A 19,972-nucleotide genomic window follows, 5' to 3' on the forward strand; every position below is an offset into this window, starting at 1 on the left:
CCGTTCAGGCCCTCCCGGCGGGGTCGGGTACGGCGACGTGTTCGATCACCGTGTCCTTTCCCTGGTGCCGCGGATCGTCCTCGGGACGGGAGCGCAGCGCTTGGATCACCCCGGCGAGGATCGCGACCGCTCCGAGCGGTCCCAGGGTCCAGGGCACCCACACGTCCAGCCCACGCAGGATCAGCGCCCGGACACGCGCGTGTTCGGCCAGCGAGGACACCTGCCCCTCGGCGAGGGCGAACTCGGCGTCGAGCAGCGACACCTCCCCCGAGCCGTTCTGCGGGCGCAGGGTCTCGGAACGCTCCTCGGTCATGTGGACGACCTTGCCGGTGACGGGCTCCACCCAGAAGGTCCGTTCGAAGGCCAGCCAACGGGTGGCCGTCACGGTCCCCCGTGAGTCCCCGAACAGGGCCGCGGGCACGTCTCGGGCGGATTCGGGGACCTGGGTGTCGGACAGTTCCTGGACGTAGCGGCGGACCGCCAGGCCGGCGATCTCGTCGTTCTCCTCGAAGGCGACCGCGGGGGCCGCCCGCACCTCGGCGTCGTAGTAGGAGTGGTCGCCCTCGGGCACCCCGGCGGGCCAGTCCAGGATCAGCCCGGCCTGGCGGACCGCCCGATCGCCGTTGACGTGCTCGCCACAGCAGTTGACCGCGCGGCCGGTCTCCCGATCCACGATGACCCGGCGGCTCCAGTGGTCGATGACCTGGTCCGAGGCCTCCGTGTCGACGGTCATCTCCCAGGCCGACCAGTCGGACCCGTGGGCCGTGCCCTCGGCCCGGGTGGTCCGGGTCAGGTCGGCGCCCTCCTGCTGGGTCCAGGTGGCGGTGTCCAGGTAGGTGGCGCCGGGGGCGTCCATCCGCAGTTGGTGCGAGACGTCCCCGGGCATGAGGGCCACCCGCTCCTGCACGTAGAACGGCAACAGCAGCGCCATGGTCACCAGGAACGCCCCCACCGCCACCGACAGGGTGCCCTTGGGCAACCGGCGGGTGGGCTCGGGGAACCTGAGGGCCGGTCGTGACTCGGGCGCCCGCCCCACCTGGGAGAACATGCTCACCTGCGGGCCTCCTCGACATCGTGTGCGGCCCCGGCCCCGTTGGGTCCGGGACCTTCGCCGTCGGGGGTGACCCGCCCGTTGCCCAGGCCGCCACCGTGCTCGCCGTCCTCGTCCGAGGCGGAGGGCCCGTGGAAGGGCGGCGCGTCCGTCGGCGTGAACGCGGTGTCCTCCTCCGACGGGGTGTCCGGGGTGTCGGAGGGCGGCTCCCCCTCCTCCCCACGCTGACCCAACGCCAGGACCAGGCGGGCCATCGCCGGCAGACAGAGCGCCTGCGGCACCCAGCCGCGCAGCGCGACGCCGAACGTCTCGGTGATGTCGTGGAAGGGCATCTGCACGGACATGTAGGTCCCGACCGCGGTCGTCAGACCGGCCAGGGCCAGCGACACCGTGACCACCCAGGGCCCCGCCAGGTACGGCAGTGCCCTGCCGCCCATCGACGGCTTCCCGGGTTTGGCGTGGCGCAGGCGTTTGGGCGCCCTCCGGGCCAGCCACCAGATCACCAACAGGATCGCGCCGACCACGGCCGCGCCGGCCCAACCGGCGATCCACACTCCGTAGGCCAGGCCGAGCGGCAGGACCACCGGACGCGGCAGCCAGCCGGGACCGGCGTCGGGCAGGGCCCGAGCCCCACGCGGCGGTTCGGTGGTCGAGCGTCCGCCACCGGGCAGCAGGCGGCGCGGCCACAGGGCCAACACCACCAGCAGCGCGGCGAGCGCGCCACCGACGGCCAGGACCCGGTGGTAGACGGCGTCGGGGGCGTAGGTGAGCGTGACCGTGCCCGCGGTGCCCTCGGGCACCGTCCACGCCTGTTTCCACCCCTCCAGGCGCACCGGCTCCAGCGGCCCGTCGACACCGTCGACGCGGGCCTCCCAGCCCTCGTTGAAGTTCTCGTTGACCACCAGCAGGCTGTCCTCGTCGACCGACACGTCGAAGCTGCGCTCACTGGACCCCCAGGAGTGCAGGGTGTCGACCTCGGCGGTGGTGACCTCGGGCGCAGCGGTCTCGGCCAGGTCGGTGGTCTCCACCAGGGCCGAACGGACCTGGTAGCGGTTGCCGGGATCGACCACGACCCGGTTCTCGCCCTCGACGAGGTCGAGGTCGGTACAGGTCTCGTAGTTCAGCGGGCGTCCGGTGAGTTGGTCGCCGAGGGTGCCCTCGCTGATCCGGGTCTCCACGCGCCGGTCGTTGACCCGCAGGTTCGGGCCCAGACCACAGGTGGTGGAGGCGTCGGTGTCGGCGTCGGGGATCGGATCGACGGGTGCCACACCGGGCAGGTCGATGGTGCCGATCTCCAGGGCCTGGCCCTCCGGGCGTTCGAAGGTGACGTTCACGGAGGACGCGGTGAGTTCCGCGAAGTCCACGCGCCCACTACCGTCCAGCCAACCCTCGCGGACGGTGTCGTCGCTCTCCACGGTGACCTTGATCGGACGCATCACGGTGTCGGCCCGGGGGAACTCGACCTCCATGTGGTCCAGGGTGGTCGGGCTGCCGAGGTCGATGTCGAGCGAGGGCCGTTTCTCCTCGGGGTCCGGGTACCAGACGGTGCTCTCGTCGTCGTCGAGCGCTCCCCTGCCCATGGCGGCGGGGTGCTGGACCGCGGTGGAGGAACCGGTGACCCGGGGGTGGCCGCCGGCCCGGTTGGCGGCGTTCTCCGCCTCCCGGGGGTCGGTGAGGACCACTTCGCCGGAGATGCGGTGCGGGGAGTTCGCCGAGTCCTCGGACAGGGTGAAGGTGCGGTCCAGGCTGCTGGCGTCCTCGCCGCTCACCTCCAGGTCGGGGTTGCACACCCAGGCGTGCGAACCCTCCATGCAGCCGGGAGCGGTACCCGTGGAGCCGGTGAAGAGCAGTGTCCCCGCGTCGGACGGGCCGGGCACGTCCAGGGTGCGGGCGGCTTCCAGCCCCGGGATCGAGATGGAGCTGATCCCCACCCGGGTGCCGAACCGGAACTCCGGTTCCCACGCGAGTTCGTCGATCCGCACCCGGAGCCTGGTGGTCTCTCCGGGCGGTGCGTTGAGCTCCTGGGGTTCGTCCGTCTCGGCGACGGCCACCTCGGACTTCCCGTTGTCGGTGATGAGACTGACCCGGGAGGGCGGTGGTTCGCCGGACAGTTGTTCGAAGGCGATGTTCAGCCCGTCGAGGCTGCGGGGCTCGGCGAACTCGACCTCCAGCCACTGGCCCAGGGAACCCTCGAAGGCGCTGGAACGCCAGGCGGTGCCGAGGTCGTCGTCGAAGGCGGCGTGCGGTGCGTGGCCCGGGTCGCGGTCGCCGGGCCGGGCCTCGACCCCCGCCTCCGAGGTGGACGCGGTCACCTCTGCGATCCCGATGTCGCGAGCGTGGGCGACGTACTCCTCCCATGCCGGTTCGATGATGTCCGGGGCCGGCACGTCACGCTCGTACTCCTGGTCCTCGGTCATGGTGGCCGAGAAGTTGCGGCGCACGTCGGAGTAGACCACCTCGCGACGGCGCACGGTGTCGGTGACGATCGTGTTCTCGCCCGCGACGGCGTCGGCGCCGGGGTCGTCGCCGAGCAGAATCGGTCGGTCGTCGTTGACCAGGCCCTGTTCGGCCAGGTGCAGGACGGATTCGGGGCCACCGGTCACACGCAGCGCGTCGGCGGAGGGCACCGTCCCGACCTCGGGCGCCGCGTCCTCCACCTCGTAGACGGTCAGCGACGGGTAGGGCTGGTCGAACCACTGCGACGCGGACCGGTGGTCGAGGGAGCCGACGACCGGGCCGAACTCGGCGGCCTCGGTGATACCGGGAGAGTTCTGGAGGGTCTGGTGGACGCGGGCCGGCCAACCGCCATTGTTGCCCACGCGCTGGAGGTCGTTGCGCACGAGGAGGTGGGTGACACCGAGCCGGGCGAACGTGTCGGACAGGCCCTGCGAACCCCGACCGGAGGAGACCCTCTGGTCGATCTCGTGCGTGATGCGGGAGACACCGGAGGAGCCCCACGGGATGATCTGGTGGTTGGTCCACGCCCCGGACAGCAACGGCTGCATGGGTTCGTCGAGGGGGCGCCCCCACTCGTACTCACCGCGGGCCGACCCGGGCAGCGCCATGGTCATGCCGCGTTCGTCGGAGCGCTCCTCCAACCAGTCGACCGCCTCGTACCAGTAGTCGGGGATCTCCTCGAAACCGCCCTTGGGCGCGATGCCCACGGTGGCGATGGGCACGAGTGTGACCAGGAAGACCGCGGCGGAAGCACCCGCGACGACGCGTCGCACCTTCGCCGAGGCCACCGCGCCCAGGCGGTCGGCCCGGTCACGGGCGACCACGACGGGCAGGTGGGCCAGGCCCAGGACGATGGGCAGGCGGATGAGCGCGTCGAACTTGTGGACGTTGCGGAACGGGGCCAGCGCGCCGTCGAACAGTTCCCGCATGGACTCGGCGAAGGGGCCCGTGAGGGTGCCGGTGAAACCGGCGACCACGATGGCGGTGCCGACCAGGAGGCTGCTGATGAGGAAGAGACGTTCGGGGGTGCGCCGGTTGATGAGTCCGGCCAGGCCGAGCCCGGCGACCAGAGCGGTGACCGCCACCAGCCACGGTGTGAGGGAGAGCTCCGCGCCCGAGGGCAGGGCCGTGTTGCCCATGTCGGGCAGGAAGCCCATCCAGTTCGAGGTGCCGCGCAGCGCGTTGAACAACGAGGTGATGCCGGTGGTGACGCCGGCGTCCTCGGTGTAGGGCATGAACGAGTACACGTACCGCGACATGATGAGCAGCGGCACGATGTACCAGAACGAGGCCAGGACCAGGGCGAGCGACCACCACAGGATGAGCCGCCACTTACGTCGCCCGTTGGCACGGGTCAGCAGGTACAGGCCCGGGACGATGAGGACGGCCAGTTCGGATGCGGCGTTGGTGCCGCCGCACAGGAGGAACGCCAACCCCGACAACAACGCCATGCGCGCCGGTGGGTACCGGTGTTTGGCCCCCAGGATGAGCGGCAACAGGATCCACGGCATGAGCAGCATGGGTTGCAGCTCGGCCGAGTTGTACGACAGCAGCGTGAGCACTCGCGGCGCCAGCGCGTAGGCGATGCCGGCGATGATGCGGGTGTTGACGGTCCCCAACCCGAGGGCTTGGGCGACCTTGTACGTGCCGAGGAACGCCGCGATGAGCAGCACCGCCATCCACGAGCGCTGGATGAGCCACTCGGGCATGCCGAGCACATCGAACAGCAGGTGGAAGGGGCCGTTGGGGAAGAAGTACCCGTAGGCCTGGTTCTGGAGCTGCCCGAAGTAGGAGGCGTCCCACAGGTGCAGGGCGCGCTCCATGAACCCCAAGGGGTTGATCGTCAGGTCGATCTTGGTGTCGCTGACGATCCGGCCGGGGTCGATGCTCGCCGCCAGCGCGCCCAGGAGTACACACACCGCGAGGACCTTGAGGCGCGCCAGCAGCCTCTGGTCCAGTCCGCCAGGGGCGGACGGTGCCGTGGAATCCTCCGGTTCGCGCCTGGCGGTGGATTCCGCCGAAGTCACATCTTCGCTTTCTTGCCTGCTGCCGGGTCAGGGGTGTTCGCGGGGGAGTCGATGCCGAGTTCCGCGGCGACGAGGCGGGTCATCCGCGCGCCGCTCGCGTCCCAGGTGAACCGGGACGCCCAGGCGCGGCAGGCGCGTCGGACCTCCTCGGACCGCCGAGGGTCGGACAGTTCCTTCAGTGCCCGTGAGACGACGTCCTCCAGGGTCTCGCCCTCGTGGACGAGCCATCCGGTTTCGCCGTCACGGACCGAATCGCGCAATCCGTCCACATCGTAGGCCACGGTGGGCACTCCGAGCCGTGCGGCTTCGACGACCGTCAGGCCCCACCCCTCGAACTCCGAGGCGGTGACGTGCAGGTGGCAGGCCGAGAGGACGGCTTCCTTGTCCTCCTCGGAGAGGAATCCGTGCAGGTCCACGTGTTCGCGCAGGCCGTCGCGCCCGACCTGTTCCGCGAGGTGTGCGCCCTCGGGACCGCGGCCGATGATGTGCACGTGCAACCCGGGGTGGTCGTCGGCCAGGGAACGGGCCAGGTCGACCACGCGGGACACTCGCTTCTGCACCACCAGGCGACCGAGGCTGACCACGGCGGGGGCGACGCCGGTCTCGGGCGCGGGCGGTAGCGGGGCCAGCGCGGGGCCTCCGTTGTGGATGACCTCGATGGGCGCGCGCCAGCGGAGCTTGTCGCGCATGGCGGCCCGGGAGGACTCCGAGACGGTGACGGTGGTGCAGTCGCGGTAGACGCGGGAGGCGACGGTGGACTCCACGAAGCGACCGAACCAGGCCATCGGGGCCGAGAAGTAGGCGTTGAACTGCAGGTCGTGGACGTGGTGCACGACGCTGACGACCTTCGTGCTCCGGCGCAGGACCAGCCGGGACAGGAAGGGAATGCCGTTCATGCAGTCGAAGGCCAGGTGATACTCCCGTCGCCACAGGGCGAGCCAGGCCATGACGCGCGGGTAGACGGTGAACTTGCCGCCCATACGGCGGATGACGATCCCGTCCTTGGTCTCGACCCGGGCCTGGTGGGGTTCGCGGCTGGTCAGGAAGGTGACGATGGCACCGCGTTCGGCCAGATGGCGGCTGATCCGCCAGGCGTACTCCTCGGCGCCGCCGGCGGTGGACTGCCAGGGGTCGCGCCAATTGATCATGACGATCCGGACACCGTCGAGACGGGGTCCGAGGTCGATGGGATCCGCGGTTCCGTCGGCCGTGACCGGCTCGGGGTTCGCGGACCTGCCGGCCTCCGCGGGGGCGGGGGCCGGGGCGGGGATGGCGGTCGGTGCTGTGGTGACCGTGGCGAGCCCGGGTTCCACTCGGCGGGGGACCTTCTGGAAGACCACACGCTCTCCTTCCGCGCGGTGTCCGACCCAGGCCTGCTTACGCTACGAGCACGGAATATCGCTCTGAGCGAACACTCGGGGGCGGGGAGTGCATCCGAACAGGCCCAAGGACCGGACGTCAGTGGGATGGGGCGACCATCGGGGTCGCGAGGGGACGGCGGCGTGTCGAGTTCGCATCACCGAGGGCCGGGGGGCGTGGGGCGCCCCGCAGGCTGCGAGGCGCCCGCCGGACCTCGCGAACTTGAAGACCTAGCGGTCGCCGTAGTTGTAGAGGGTTTCGTTCACCGGTTCCGCGGTCGCGGTCGACTCGGTGGCGAGGTTGGTGGCCACCACGGTGGCACCTCCCGCCAGAGCCGCGCCGATCACGCAGGCGGCGATTACCTTGATCACTTGAGGATCTCCTTCCGCACGCTCCGAACCGTTCTGGGTCGGGGCGCTGGAAACCGAGACTAGAACCTGATCTAGCTACTGACCAGATGATTGCCCCAACTGTAACTAACCCTCCGGTAACTTCCAACCCCGAAATGTGCTCTTTGCCCGCATTCATGTGCTGGTCAGGGGCGACCAAGTGGCCTGGATCACCTGGTGAGACCCGGATCGACGATGAAACCAGAACCCGTTACAAAGTCGCCGAAATCAGTGTCGGGACTCGCGCATCGATCAGGTTCCGGTTCCGGGCCCTTCGGCCGGACCGCGACGACGGGACTCCTCGCGAATGATCGCGAACACCGCCCAGAGAAGGGTTCCGAGGCTGGTCAGAGCGCCGGCGACCACCACAACCGACCCGTTCTCCGGGGTCGCTTCGACGTACCCGTCATCGATCTCGAACAGGGCCATGTCGGTCCCCTCCACCACGAGGGACAGCCCTTCGACCTCGGACAGACCGTGATCGACCGGAGCGGACACGGCCACGTACCGCACGCCCGTCGATCCCAGGAGTTCGGGGAGCTCAGCGGACTCGACGCCGGGCATCCCGGTCTCGGAGTCGAGGTCGAGCGGTTCGGCGACCTGGCGCGCCCGCGGGTCCTCCCCGGTCACCACCACGGTCCCGCCATCCGGTGTGCCGACCCTCAGGTCGTCGTTCCAGAGCGTGCGCCGGTCGAACAGTTTGGTGGCCGGGTCCAGCACCACCACCGGTTCCCCGGACCAGGCCGGCCCTCGGTAGGCACTCCAAGGCAGCACCAGGACCGCGCCGGGACGTTCGTCGGCGGCGACCGCGGCCTGCGCCTCCCGCCAGGCCGGTGGATACTCCACGGGTACGAGTCCGCCGTTCGCGCCCCACAGCAACCCGGGGAGCGTCACCACCGGCGACAGCCCGAGGAGCACGGTGGTCACCAGTCGACCCATGCCGGGCGCCGGGGGCCCCGCGGCGGACGTCGTCCCGGGAAGTGCTCGGAGCAACCATAGGACCGCCGCCCCCAGGCCCAGGGACTGGAGCAGGGACAGCGGAGCGACGTAGAGCTGGCCGTCGCGCAAGGGTCCGAAACCGGGCCACAGGTCGATCAGGGCGGCCAGGGGCCCCGGGACGAGAACACCCGCCAGGGCGATCACCAGGCCCAGGACCGCCGACACCGACAACCCCACGGCCACGACCGGACGCGCCCGCCAGGACCACCAGACCCAGCCCGCGAGCGCCACCACCACCGTCAGCGCCTTGAGAGCGGCCGTGACGGGCTCCCCGTATCCGGGCGGCACCGCCCCCGCGTTCCACACCCCGCCGAGCAACAGCAGCGATCCGAGCGCGCCGAAGGGAGTGTCGGAGCGGGCCGCGAAGGCCTCCACCCCCGCCGGGTCGGTGGCGGCGCCACTGACGAGCGAGGGGACCAACCAGGGCAGTGACAGCAGGACCAGTGCCAGGAGCAGCAGGCCGGCGTCCCGCCACCGACGCAGCGCGGTCGGGCCGGCCGTCAACGCGCTCAGCACCACCGAGGAGAACCCACCGACCGCGGCGGGCGCCAGGGCGCATACAAGCCCGGCGAACCCTCGGGCGGGCGGAAACGACGCCAGACGGACCACGGCCGCCAGCACCCAGGGCAGCCCCGCGTATCCCAGCAGGACCGCCCACTGACCCAACAGCAGGCGCTCGGCCACGAACGGGTTCCACACGTAGGCCAGGCCGGTGACCGCTCCCGCGGCCAGGCCGGTCGCGGGGACCGGTCCCCTTCCGTACACCAGGCCGGTGAGCAGACGGAACGCGCCGGCCACGCCGAGGACGAACACGGAGGTCAGTGCCAGGCTCTGCACCACGTGGCCGGGCAGCACCGTGGACAGGGCCGCGACCACCGCGTCACTGGGAATCGCCCGGGGGAACCCGTCCGCGCCGGAGAGTACGGCCCGAAGGGACGGGTCGGGCACGAACACCATGTCGAACCGGAGGACGTGGCCGGGCCCCAGCGCGGGTCCCAAGGCCAGGAACGCCACCAGGGCCCCCAGGGCCCAGGGAATCCACCGAAGGACCATCAGTGGTCCACCAGCGGAAGGCTCGCGGAGTAGCCGCCCTCCACGTAGTCACGGTAGGAACGCACCACGATCTCGTAGGGGCCCGACACCGTGACCTGCCACCGCGCCCGGTCCCCCGCCGAGCCGAGCGTGCGCCAGCCCTCGCCGTCCTCCGGCCCGCGGTCATCGCGCGAAGAACAGGTCGATCCCGGTGCGGGAGGCGGGCTCGACGGCGGCGGCACGGGCGCGGGTTCCGGTTCCGGTGCGGGTTCGGGGCGCGGGGTGGACGGCGGCTCGGAGGGGGTCGGTCGCGGTGGGTCCGGTTCCCCTCCCCCACCGGACTGGTCGTCGTCGGTGATCGTGTCCGAGTCCCGCAAGGTGGGCGTCGAGTCGCGGGGACGCCGGAAACCGTTACCCGGGGTGCACTCCATGAGACGGACCCACACCTCGTAGTGGCTCGCGTCGTCGACCTCGTCCCAGACGAGCAGTGCCCCGTCATCACGGAGTTCCAGGTTGCTCGGGCCCGACGGCGGATCGTCGTCCCAGACCAGCTGTAGCGGTTCGGACTCCGTGCCCTCGTCCCGCCCCTTGAGCGGCCGGACGACGAACTCGTAGCGGGCACCGCTCAGCAGCGACTCGACGGTGACGGAGCGTTGGTCCTCATCGATGTCCACGTCGAAGGGGAGCACGAAGGGGTCGTCCGGGACGGGTTCGATCCTGCGCTGCACCACCCGGTAGTCGGTGGCTCCGGGGACGTTCGCCCAGGACAGCAGGAGGCCGTCGTCGGTCTCCTCGTACTCGGGTTCCGGTGCGGTCCGCGGCCCGGTGGACAGCGCGGGGAAGGGGCGGGGGAACTCTCCGCCCACGCCCAGGGGCAGGGCCAGCGCGTCGGCGAAGGCCGCCGCGATCTTGAGCTCACCGCGCACGTTGGGGTGGGTGGCGTCCCAGTTGTCGAGGGCGGGCGCGTACTCCCGGGCCGTCTGCGCGACGACCATGGGCGACTCCGCCGAGGTCAGTTGTCGGGCGAGGTCGACCAGGCCCATGTTGAACTGTTCGATCTCCTGGTTGACCCGGCCGTCGTCGTCGGTGCCCTCCACGTCGGGCAGTTCACCGACCACGAAACGGGCGTCGCCGAGCACTACCCGTACGGTCGAGACGATCTCGGCGATGCCGTCCAGAGCGTGGTCGGCTCCACCGCCGTTGAGGATGTCCTCGGTCCCGGCCAGCAGAAGCAGGTAGTGGGGATCGTGTTCGGCGGCCACGCGCGCGACGTCGGAGGAGAGTTCCTGGGCCGTGGCGTCCCAACGGGCGGCGTGGTCGGTGTCGAAGTCGGGGTCGGCGTAGTCGTGGTCGCCGGAGTCCTCGTCGGCGAGGGAGTAGAGGTCGTCGTTGGGGCCGACGAAGTCGAAGTCGAGCTCCTGGTCGGTCAGGTGGGACCACAGGTGATAGCGCCAGGTGTGGTCCCCGCTGCTGCCCTGGGTCGCGGAGTCGCCGATCGGCATGATCCGCAGCTCACCGTCGGGAGGCCCGGGCACCGAGACCGGTTCCTCGGCCTGGTCGTCGCCCTCCGCACCGAGGCCGCCCGAACCGGTCTGGATGAACATCATGGTGACGGCCATGGCGGCGAGCATGACACCGAGCAGGCCCAGGGGGCCGGGTTCGAAGCGCGAACCTCCCCGCTCCCACAGGCCGCGGAACCGGCCGGGCGACGGACCGGGGCGAAGGAGGTCGCGCCACGTGGACCCTCGCCAGTACTCGGGGCTCGTCCACGCGGGGAGCCGGTCCCGCCAGAGGCTCGGTCGGGAACTCTCGGGCCGGGTCGACCCGGCCTCGTCCGGCTCCGGCTCGGGTTCGGGCTCGGGACCGCCCTCGGATGATCGGCCCTCAGGGGTCCCGGCCGTCTCGGTCACGTCCTCTTCCTGGGGGGTGTCGTCCTCGCCCGGGTCCTGCACCGTGCCCCATCTCTCGCCGCGGCGCCTCGCGGTAGTTACAGGTTCCTATTCGGCCTTCGAGTGGCATCCACCCTGCTGGGACAGGAGCATGGGAGTCACTCGCCAGACAAGACTAGAACTGGTTATATGGAGGCCGTCAACCTTCGGGCCCGTTCGGGTCACGGAGCACCGAGCCGAAAGGCCTCCTCCTCGTGATCGGACTCCTGGTCGCGCTGCTCTCAGCGGTGGTCTACACGATCGGACTGACCGTGGAGCAGCGTGCGTTGCACGGCTCCGAGTCGATCTCGATCAACCGCCCGCTTCACCTCGCCAGGGTACTGCTGGGTAATCCGAAATGGGTGCTCGGTTGCGTGTTCGCGGCCCTGGGAAGCGTCGGTTTGATCGTCTCCCTCGGGCTGGCCCCGGTATCGGTGGCCCAGCCCGCCTTCGCCGCCGGTGTGGCCACGACGCTGCTGATCATCACGCTGGTGCGCGGTGAGCGGATCACCCGCGGTGAGTACGTCGCGCTCGGACTGATGCCGGTGGCCCTGGGCCTGCTGAGCCTGTCCACGGTGGACGGCGCGGAGACCGGAACGACCGCGGACACGTCCCTCCTGGTCATGGTCAGCGTGGGCACCGTACTGCTCTGCGTGGCCGTCATGAGCGTGATCGGAGGACGGGGGAAGTACGTGTCGGCCGCCGCCATGGGCGCCGCCGCCGGTCTGGCCCAGGGCAGCGCGGGACTCCAGGGAAAGGGTCTCGGCGGGCTCCTCGCCGACCACGGGCTGTGGGCCGCGATCAGCCCCGCGTTGCTGTCGCCCTACCCGTACCTGTACGCGCTGGGCTGGGCCGTGGGCATCGTGCTCTTCCAGACCTCCCTGCAGCGGTCCCGCGCCTCCATCACCGCCCCGGTCGCCAACGTGGTGGGCAACGTGTTCACGGTGGTGGCGGGCTCGCTGCTGTTCGGTGAGAGCCTGCCCGAGGACCCGATCACCCTGGCCCTGCGCGTGGGCGGATTCGCCCTGACCCTGGTCGTGGTGGTGCTGGTGCGCGGCAACGTCGCCCAGGCCGAGGCCGACACCAGCCGGTTGCGCGGCGAGGCCGCCCGCAGCGGGTAGGGCCGACCGACCGCCCGGACGAGCCGGCACAGCGGAAGGCCCCGCCGACACGCACGTCGGCGGGGCCTTCCGCTGTCGGATCCCTAGGCGGTGACGGAGACGGCCTGGCGAAGGCCGGGCGCGGCGATGTCGGCCCAGGCCCGGACGACGCTCTCGGGCTCGTCCGTCTCGTCGGTGGACAGGATCAGGCCGGGCTCGGCGACCCAGGCGCCCAGGTCGGCCAAGAGGACGCGCAGGTCCTCCTCGATACCGTGGCTGTTGCGCAGGTCCTCGACGACGGCCAGCGGGATGGCGACGGTGTGGCCCAGTCCCAGTTCCGGCAGGCGGTCCAGGAAGACCTTGAGCAGGCCGGTGTAGGTGCCGTGCACCTGAGGCGAGGCGACCAGCAGCACGTCGCCGGCGCGGACCTTCTCCACCGCTTCGGAGACCGCGGCGGAGGAATCGGAGAGCAGTTCGGCGCCGAGGTCGGCCAGGTCGACGACGTCGGGCTCGGTGGTGAGGCCGGCGCGGACGGCGACCTCTGAGGCGGCGCGCAGCGCGGCGGAGTACACGGAGGAATGGGGCTGTGGTGCGGCGACGAGCACGGTGAAGCGAGTCATGCGAAGAACTCCTGGGTTCGGTCTGAGCGAGCCGGGATCGACCGGAAGGGAACGCGGGGGGCGGTGATCGGGAAGCGGGACACCGGAAAAGAACCGTGTTCCTCGCGAGTCGGCGCGCGGCGCGGGACCTCGTGGTCCGGCGTCGGGGTTCGCGTCGATTCGATCGGAGTGCTCATGTGGACCGGGAAGATCCATGGACCCATGGAGCGGGAGCCGAGCGTCCGGTGTCTGCGTAGGGGCACAAGGGCACGGGATGGACCCGTGGCGCGGGGCAGGGCCCCGCGAAGGCGCTAGCTACGACAGAGCGCGCTCGCCTGCTGTCGAAGATCGACATGCAGGCGCTGGACAAGCAGCTCACCGGCGGACATGTCTCCATCATGAAGCGCCTCGACCACTATCGTCAATGCGTGCCGGCGCCCCTCCTGAGAGGGTGTCGGGCTCCGCGGGTGCCGGTCCACCTCGCGGACAAGCGTCCCAGGATGCGGGATCACCCTGCTCTCCCTGGGAAGACGCGGCCGGGAGGGGGCGCGCACGACCCCCGGGAAACCCTCCGGTCGCACGTATGTAATTTACGACACACAACACCCGCCGCCCTCGTCGCGGCGGGACCCACACGCGAGGAGAGGCCCGACCCATGGTCCACACACCCCTGACCCTCACCGGCGCGCGCGTAGTGACGGCCGACGGCACGCACGACGGCTGGGCGCGGATCGAGAACGGACGGGTGACCGAACTCGGCACCGGCGACCCCGGCCCGGGTGAGCGTCACGACGTCGGCGGGCGACTGATCGCCCCGGGGTTGGTCGACACCCACATCCACGGCGGGGCGGGGCGCTCCTTCCCCGAAGCCGACCCGGAGGGGACGCGCGAGATCGTGGAGTTCAACCGGCGTTCGGGGGTGACCTCCGTGGTGGGCGGGATGGTCGCGGCCTCCCCGAAGGAGACGATCCGCCAGGTCTCGGCGTTGGCCGAGGCGTGTGAGGAGGGCACGCTGTCCGGGGTGTACCTGGAGGGTCCGTTCATCGCCGAGGCGCGGTGCGGCGCCCACGACCCCGACCTGCTGCGCGACCCGGACACCGCGGAGTTCGACGCGTGGCTGAAGGCGGGCCGGGGACACGTTCGCATGATCACGGTCGCCCCCGAACTGCCGGGCGCCCTGGAGTTGATCCGCGCCGCGGTGTCGTCGGGCGTGGTGGTGGCGATGGGGCACACCGAGGCCACCTACGAGCAGACCCTGGCCGCGATCGACGCCGGAGCGACGGTGGCCACGCATCTCTACAACGCGATGCGCCCGCTCAACCACCGCGACCCGGGGCCCATCGCGGCGGTCCTGGGCGACGAGCGCGTGACGGTGGAGCTGATCCTGGACAACGTGCACGTCCACCCGGGCGCGGCGAGACTGGTGTTCGACGCGGCTGGCCCGGGTCGGGTGTCGCTGGTGACGGACGCGATGTCGGCGACCGGGCTCGGCGACGGCGAGTACACGCTGGGCGATCTGCGGGTGCGGGTGAGCGAGGGGCGCGCGCACGTGATCGAGACGGGTGCGATCGCCTCCAGCACCATCGTGCTGCCGCAGGCGGTGCGCAACACGGTCGCCATGGGGGTGCCGGTGGCGGAGGCCGTGCGTTCGGCGTCCTCGGTGCCGGCGACCGCCTTGGGCCTGACCGAGGTCGGCCGGGTCGAGGTCGGCCGGCACGCCGATCTGGTCGTGCTCAATGAGGACCTTTCGGTCGCCGACGTGATGTACCGGGGCAGGTGGGTCTCCTAGCGGCGTGTCGTGAGCACGGTACGGGGGAGTAACTTATCTCTGAGTGACAATTGTCAACAGGGCATCGAGGAATGCACCGTGCTCGTCACGAAAGGATCCGCCATGGCCCAGTCGAGACAGGCGAACGACCAGCAGCCGACCCGGGCGCCCTCCGAGGAACAAGAACACCTCGGCAAGCTCGCCGGTGAACTGTCCCGCTACGAAGTCCGTGCGGAAGTGGTGGAGGAGCCGGGGTTGTGCCTACGCGTCAGCAACCCGGAGTCCGTCCACGCGGTCGAGGACGTGATCTGTGAACGCCGAGAACACGACTACGCGTTCATCGCATCGTTCGGGGTCCACTTGGGCAACAGCGGCAGCCTGTCGCTCACGGCCCACAAGATCGCGTGGTTGGTGGGGATCACCAAGGAGTGAAGGACCCGCGTCCGAGGGGGCGGTACAGCCCCCTCGGGTGCGCCCGAGGAACTTCGGCCGGAGAACCCCGCTCAGGGGAGTTGGTACCTTCGCCAGAGGAACCCCCGGACGAAGAGGATGCCCCGTGAGCGCCTTCCGCTACGAGCTCGAACCCGTCGACGAGAGCTACTTCGACTCCGCCCCGATGCACTGGCGGGTGGGGCTGGAACTGGCGGCCGGACCCGACGAGGTCTGGGCCGAGCTCACCTCACCCCGACCCCTGTCCTGGTGTCGGGCGCTCGGGGACGTGCACTACACCACTGAGGCGCCCTACGGCGTCGGCACCATCCGAGAGGCCCGTGTCCTCGGCGCGTACCGGATGCGCGAACACTTCTTCCGCTGGGACGAGGCGGAGCGCCGCAAGTCCTTCTACGCCACCGAGGGCACGCTCCCGCTGTTCAGCTCGTTCGCCGAGGACTACCACGTGGTGCCCTTCGACGGCGGCAGCAAGCTCGTGTGGTCGTTCGCGTTCACCCCCTGGCAGGGACTGGACAGCGCCCTACAGTTGGGGCGCCCCTTGACCGAGAGCATGCTCGCCTCCCTGGTCAAGGACACCCGCGCCCATTTCGGTCCCCTCACCGAGGTCCACTGACCCCGGCGAAGCCGACGGGCCCGTCAGCGGTTGCGGACCCTTGCGACCAACCAGAACACGCCCAGGACCGCGCCCACGCCGATGAGCGCTCCGACCCCGGCGCCCGCCATGGTGGCCACCCGGTCGGCGTTGTCGCCCTCCCAGAGGGTGCCGCCCAGGCTGTACAGGGAGATCACCAGGACGACCAGCGCGATCCCGATCGTCAGTAGGCCGGCCGGGCTCCAGAAGAACCGCTTACGGGTGGGTTCGGGACGTTCGGCCAGTTCGGCGGCGGGCCCGACCAACGCGGCCCTGGCCCGCTTGAAGTAGGCGAAGGTGAAGTAGTGACCGGCGGGCTCCCAGCCCTCCGGGGCCAAGCGGCCCAGTGACCGCTCACGCTCACGGCGCCCGGGGGCGATCTCCTGGCGGTACTCCCAGATCTGCGGTTGCTCACCACGGTGGCTGACGAAGCGGCCGAACCGGTCCACCCGGTCGACCTCCCAGCCCTGGGCGCCCAACTCGTTGAGCCGCTCGGTGGCCGCGAAGGAGTCCGCCGCCCACACCAGGCTCTCGGGGGCGGGCTCGGGGCCCTCCTCCCCCACCAGATCGTCGGCGAACTCGGTGGGCGGTCCGAACTCCTCCTCCGGGTCGAGGTCGCCCTCGGCCAGGAACGCGGACAGGTCGTCGGTGGTGCTTCGGATCCGATCCTCGGACACCCCACGCTCACGCAGCAGCGTCGCCAACTCGTCGAGGTAATTCATCGGACCCCGCCCTTCTTCAGAACCTCGCGTACGGATGTGTCGAACTCCAGCCAGGCGGCGCCCTGCTCGGCCAGGACTTCGCGGCCCTGGTCGGTCAGGTGGTAGTAACGCCGACCCGGCCCTTTCTCGGCCGCGCGGAACTCCGCGACGACCAGGCCCGCCTCCTCCAACCGGTTGAGCACCGGGTAGAGGGTGCCGCCCTTGATCCGGCCGAATCCGGCCTCGTCCAGGCCGGCGGCCAAGGCGTAGCCGTAGCTCTCGCCCTCGGTCAGTTCGGCCAGCACGAGGAGGTCCAGGACCCCCTTCAACCAGCTCGATCGTCGATCCATGCGTCGCTCCTTCAGGCGGCGGGGATGTGGTGTTCGGCCGACTCGGTGTCCGGCCTGGGGGTGAGCAGCAGGGCACGCAGGTCGATGAGGACGTGCACGAGGATCGGCAGGAGCAGACTGCCGCTGCTCAGGTAGAGGTAGGTCAGCACGAGTCCGATCAGGCCGACCCCCAGCATGCTCTTCGGGCCCTGGTACAGGTGCGCGAGGGTGAAAACAGCCAGGCTGAGTCCGGCGGCCACGTACAGCGGCAGTCCGAGGGAGACGCCGACGGCGATGAGCAGCCCACGGAAGACGATCTCCTCGCACACCCCGGCGGTGACCGAGGTGCCCACGGCGCACCAGCGTTCCTTGGCGTTCCGCGGCAGCATGGGTTCCAGTTCCGCGGGGCCCTGGATCCCCTTCCCTTTGCGTGTGACCAGGGTGAGCACCAGTATCGCGGCCACGGAGCCGATCAGGATGCTGCCGAGAAACCCCCAGTCGACGTCCGAGTGGAAACCCAGGTGGGTCCACTCGACACCGGGCGAGAGCAGGACCACCAGGGCGACGAGCCCGGTCAGCCCCCAGAAGACGGCCATGCCGGTGCCGAAGAAGCGCGCGTAGGCGCCGGGGACGCTGTCACGGTCACGCTGGAACTTCGCGAACGTGTGCTTGCCCCAGAAAGGCTCGACCAACAGCAGGTACGCGGCGATCAGGGCCACGATGGCCAGGGCGGGTCCGGAGAAGGCCGGTACGGAGTATTCGGGGGGCATCCGTGTCACCTCACTAGGTTCGGTTTCTACCTAGACGGTAAACCAACCTAGTTAGGATTACAACCTAGATAGCCGTGCGGACTCCCCGAGGACGCACGAACCGCCGGCCGAACAACGCCACCGACAGCACCCCGACCAGCCCCGCCAGGGCCACCACCAGGTGCGTCGGCAGGAACTCCGCCACCGCCCCGGCCAGTGCGAACCCCACCCCCTGGGTGATCATCAGCCCGGCCGAGCCCAGCGCGAACACCCGCCCGCGCAACGCCTCCGGGGTCTCCGCCAAGAGCAGCGCGTCCAGCGCCAGCGTGTACCCCCAGCCCAGGGCGCCCAGACCCAGAACGCCCACCGCGAGCGCCGGACCCGGGTCCAGGACGAACAGCGTCATCGGCAGGAAGGACACGAACGCCAACGGCAGCATCCACCTGCGGCGCGCCCCGGCGGTGAGCAACGACCCGGCGGCGAGCTCACCCACGACCGTCCCCACCGGGCCGGCGGTCAACAGCAGCGCCACCAGCATCGGACCACCGCCCATACCCGCCGCCAGCGGTGCCGCCAGCGCCTCCGGCCACACGAACAGCGCCGCCGGCACCCAGCTCAGCAGGAAGACCGCGCGCAGCCGCGGCAACCGCATCGCGTCGCGCACCCCGCCCAGGGAGGAGGCGACCAGGCCCCCGGACCCCCCGCGTCCGGGACGGTGCCGGGTCCCCACCGCCACCAGCAGGGCCGAACCGACCATCAGGGCCGCGGCGACCAGAAGCGCGGTCGTGTGCGAGGCGAGCAACATCAGGGCCCCACCGAACGAGAACCCGCCGATCTGCGCGGTCTGCGCCGCGATCCGCAGCAGCGAACGCCCCAGTGGAAAACCCTCCGCGTCGAGCACGTCGGCCAGGGCGGCCGAACGCGCACCCGAGTACACCGGGGCGACCGTCCCGCTCACCACCAACAACGCCAGCATCACCGGCACCGGCGCTCCGGGGATCGCCATACACGCCATCACCGCGCCGCTGACCAGCTGTGCCACCACCATCACCGGCCGGACCGGGAAACGGTCCGCCACCGACGACAACAGAGCGGCGCCCAGCAGATGGGGCACGAACCCCAACGCGAAGGCCAGCGAGGACAACAGCGGCGATCCGGTGCGGTCGAAGATCAGGACGGACAGGGTGATCTGCACCGCGACCAGAGCCAGGATCGACAGGATCTCGGCGGCGAACAGCACCCGGAACTCGGGAACGGAGAGCACCCGACGGAAGGAGGATTCGGACATGGGCCCCATCCTGTGCCGCCCGAGGGGACCGCTCAACGGATTCGGGTATGTTCGAATCCATGCCGGGACAGGTGGTCTTCGAACACGAGGACCTGCTGCGTTGCAGGTTCGCCGTCTCTCCACTCTGGGAGACCCTCGCCGCCCTGCACACCCTCTTCGAACCCCACCGCCAGAGCTTCCACCTACCGTGGGTCCGCTCTGCCCGACTCCCCGACGACGTCGACCTCGCCCTGGTGGGTCTGCTCTTCCCCCGCCCCGGCTACGTGCCGGACTTCCTGAGCCCTCCCCCGGTCGGCCCGCTCACCTCCATCGAGGACGGCCTCGCCCAGATCAGATCCACCTCGGCGACCCAGGTGACGAGCGAACTACGCGCCTGTCTCCTGGACCCTCGCCGTGCCCTGCCCCCGAGCGTGACCGACCCGCTGCTGGCCGACCCCGCGGCCACCCGCGACTCCCTGGCCGACCTGTTGGCCACCTGCTGGGAACACCTGGTGCGCCCGCACTGGCCACGCCTGCGCGCGCTTTTGGACGCCGACCTGTCGCTGCGGGCCCACACCCTGGCCCGACGGGGTCTGGCCACCCTCATCGCCGACCTGGACGACCGACTCACCTGGGACGGCCACACGCTGCGGGTGGCAGGGCCTTCCGCCCCCGAACGACTGCACCTGGGCAACCGCGGTCTCCTGCTGATGCCGAGCGCCTTCGTCTGGCCCGAACTGATCCTCATCGGTGAGGAGCCGTGGCAGCCCACCCTGATCTACCCGGCCCGAGGAGTAGGTGGGTTGTGGTCACCCGGCGAACGTTCCCCCGAGGCGTTGGTCGCGGTCCTGGGCCGCACCCGCGCCCGGATCCTGTCCCACCTGGGTCTCCCCGAGACCACCGGGAACCTGGCCGCCCGCCTGGAACTGGCCCCGGCCACGGTGTCGACCAACCTGTCCGCCCTGCGCGACGCGGGCCTATTGGAGTCCTGGCGCGCCGGCCGCGAGGTGTTCTACGTCAGGTCTCCCCTGGGCACCGCCCTGGTCGGACAAGCCCCCTGAACACAGAAAAGCCCCCGGACCGCGCCGAAGCACGACCCAAGGGCAACGAAGGGGGTACCTCTGGGGGTCCGGGGG

At 70.6% G+C, this 19,972-nt stretch carries 16 protein-coding genes; 5 read left to right on the plus strand and 11 right to left on the minus strand.

What is annotated here, in order from left to right; all coding sequences use genetic code 11:
* Window positions 1-4: 4 nt before the first annotated feature.
* The 6 genes from BQ8420_RS18195 to BQ8420_RS18215 form a co-directional block, all read right to left on the minus strand.
* The gene (locus BQ8420_RS18195; RefSeq protein ID WP_200815975.1) at window positions 5-1,054 is read right to left on the minus strand and encodes a DUF3068 domain-containing protein; all 1,050 of its coding nucleotides are present in this window, start codon (window positions 1,052-1,054) and stop codon (window positions 5-7) included.
* Window positions 1,051-5,535, minus strand: a complete 4,485-nt coding sequence (locus BQ8420_RS18200; RefSeq protein ID WP_087100332.1) for an alpha-(1->3)-arabinofuranosyltransferase — start codon at window positions 5,533-5,535, stop codon at window positions 1,051-1,053. The genes BQ8420_RS18195 and BQ8420_RS18200 overlap by 4 nt, the downstream gene beginning before the upstream one ends.
* Window positions 5,532-6,875 (minus strand): glycosyltransferase family 4 protein, encoded by a 1,344-nt coding sequence (locus BQ8420_RS18205; protein ID WP_087100333.1) that lies wholly within the window; start codon window positions 6,873-6,875, stop codon window positions 5,532-5,534. Before BQ8420_RS18205 ends, BQ8420_RS18200 begins: the two co-directional genes overlap by 4 nt.
* A gap of 249 nt (window positions 6,876-7,124) precedes the next feature.
* Entirely contained in the window at window positions 7,125-7,265 is a 141-nt protein-coding gene (locus BQ8420_RS32335; RefSeq protein WP_017542507.1) for a hypothetical protein, read from the minus strand.
* A gap of 270 nt (window positions 7,266-7,535) precedes the next feature.
* On the minus strand, window positions 7,536-9,335 hold the full coding sequence (locus tag BQ8420_RS18210) for a hypothetical protein (protein WP_200815976.1): 1,800 nt from the start codon (window positions 9,333-9,335) through the stop codon (window positions 7,536-7,538).
* Complete coding sequence (locus tag BQ8420_RS18215; RefSeq protein ID WP_235006342.1) at window positions 9,335-11,224, minus strand: SGNH/GDSL hydrolase family protein; 1,890 nt, start codon at window positions 11,222-11,224, stop codon at window positions 9,335-9,337. The genes BQ8420_RS18210 and BQ8420_RS18215 overlap by 1 nt, the downstream gene beginning before the upstream one ends.
* Window positions 11,225-11,457: 233 nt before the next feature.
* Here BQ8420_RS18215 and BQ8420_RS18220 point away from each other — a divergent pair, with 233 nt between their 5' ends.
* The gene (locus tag BQ8420_RS18220) at window positions 11,458-12,363 is read left to right on the plus strand and encodes a hypothetical protein (protein WP_087100335.1); all 906 of its coding nucleotides are present in this window, start codon (window positions 11,458-11,460) and stop codon (window positions 12,361-12,363) included.
* A gap of 83 nt (window positions 12,364-12,446) precedes the next feature.
* Here the strand turns inward: BQ8420_RS18220 and BQ8420_RS18225 are convergent, their stop codons facing one another.
* Window positions 12,447-12,962: an NADPH-dependent FMN reductase gene (locus BQ8420_RS18225; protein ID WP_087100336.1), complete on the minus strand. Its 516-nt coding sequence runs from the start codon at window positions 12,960-12,962 to the stop codon at window positions 12,447-12,449.
* Window positions 12,963-13,596: 634 nt separating this feature from the next.
* On the opposite strand from BQ8420_RS18225, the gene nagA reads away from it, so the two are divergent.
* From nagA to BQ8420_RS18240, 3 genes are all read left to right on the plus strand, one after another.
* Window positions 13,597-14,730, plus strand: a complete 1,134-nt coding sequence (nagA, locus tag BQ8420_RS18230) for an N-acetylglucosamine-6-phosphate deacetylase (protein ID WP_087100337.1) — start codon at window positions 13,597-13,599, stop codon at window positions 14,728-14,730.
* 102 nt (window positions 14,731-14,832) lie between these two features.
* Complete coding sequence (locus BQ8420_RS18235) at window positions 14,833-15,141, plus strand: hypothetical protein (protein ID WP_087100338.1); 309 nt, start codon at window positions 14,833-14,835, stop codon at window positions 15,139-15,141.
* Between the two features lie 124 nt (window positions 15,142-15,265).
* Window positions 15,266-15,772, plus strand: a complete 507-nt coding sequence (locus BQ8420_RS18240) for an SRPBCC family protein (RefSeq protein ID WP_087100339.1) — start codon at window positions 15,266-15,268, stop codon at window positions 15,770-15,772.
* A 23-nt stretch (window positions 15,773-15,795) separates the two neighbouring features.
* On the opposite strand, the gene BQ8420_RS18245 is transcribed toward BQ8420_RS18240, so the two are convergent.
* The 4 genes from BQ8420_RS18245 to BQ8420_RS18260 form a co-directional block, all read right to left on the minus strand.
* Complete coding sequence (locus BQ8420_RS18245; RefSeq protein ID WP_087100340.1) at window positions 15,796-16,512, minus strand: DUF2812 domain-containing protein; 717 nt, start codon at window positions 16,510-16,512, stop codon at window positions 15,796-15,798.
* Window positions 16,509-16,841, minus strand: a complete 333-nt coding sequence (locus BQ8420_RS18250; RefSeq protein WP_087100341.1) for a PadR family transcriptional regulator — start codon at window positions 16,839-16,841, stop codon at window positions 16,509-16,511. The genes BQ8420_RS18245 and BQ8420_RS18250 overlap by 4 nt, the downstream gene beginning before the upstream one ends.
* An 11-nt stretch (window positions 16,842-16,852) precedes the next feature.
* Window positions 16,853-17,590 carry a type II CAAX endopeptidase family protein gene (locus BQ8420_RS18255; protein WP_087100342.1) on the minus strand — a complete coding sequence of 246 codons (738 nt, stop codon included), beginning with the start codon at window positions 17,588-17,590 and terminating at the stop codon, window positions 16,853-16,855.
* Between the two features lie 64 nt (window positions 17,591-17,654).
* Window positions 17,655-18,857, minus strand: coding sequence for an MFS transporter (locus BQ8420_RS18260; protein ID WP_087100343.1), 1,203 nt, complete (start codon window positions 18,855-18,857; stop codon window positions 17,655-17,657).
* 47 nt (window positions 18,858-18,904) lie between these two features.
* Here BQ8420_RS18260 and BQ8420_RS18265 point away from each other — a divergent pair, with 47 nt between their 5' ends.
* Window positions 18,905-19,897, plus strand: a complete 993-nt coding sequence (locus BQ8420_RS18265; RefSeq protein WP_235006343.1) for a DUF5937 family protein — start codon at window positions 18,905-18,907, stop codon at window positions 19,895-19,897.
* Window positions 19,898-19,972: the final 75 nt, after the last annotated feature.

This window comes from Nocardiopsis sp. JB363, assembly GCF_900143625.1.
Taxonomy (GTDB): Bacteria; Actinomycetota; Actinomycetes; order Streptosporangiales; family Streptosporangiaceae; genus Nocardiopsis.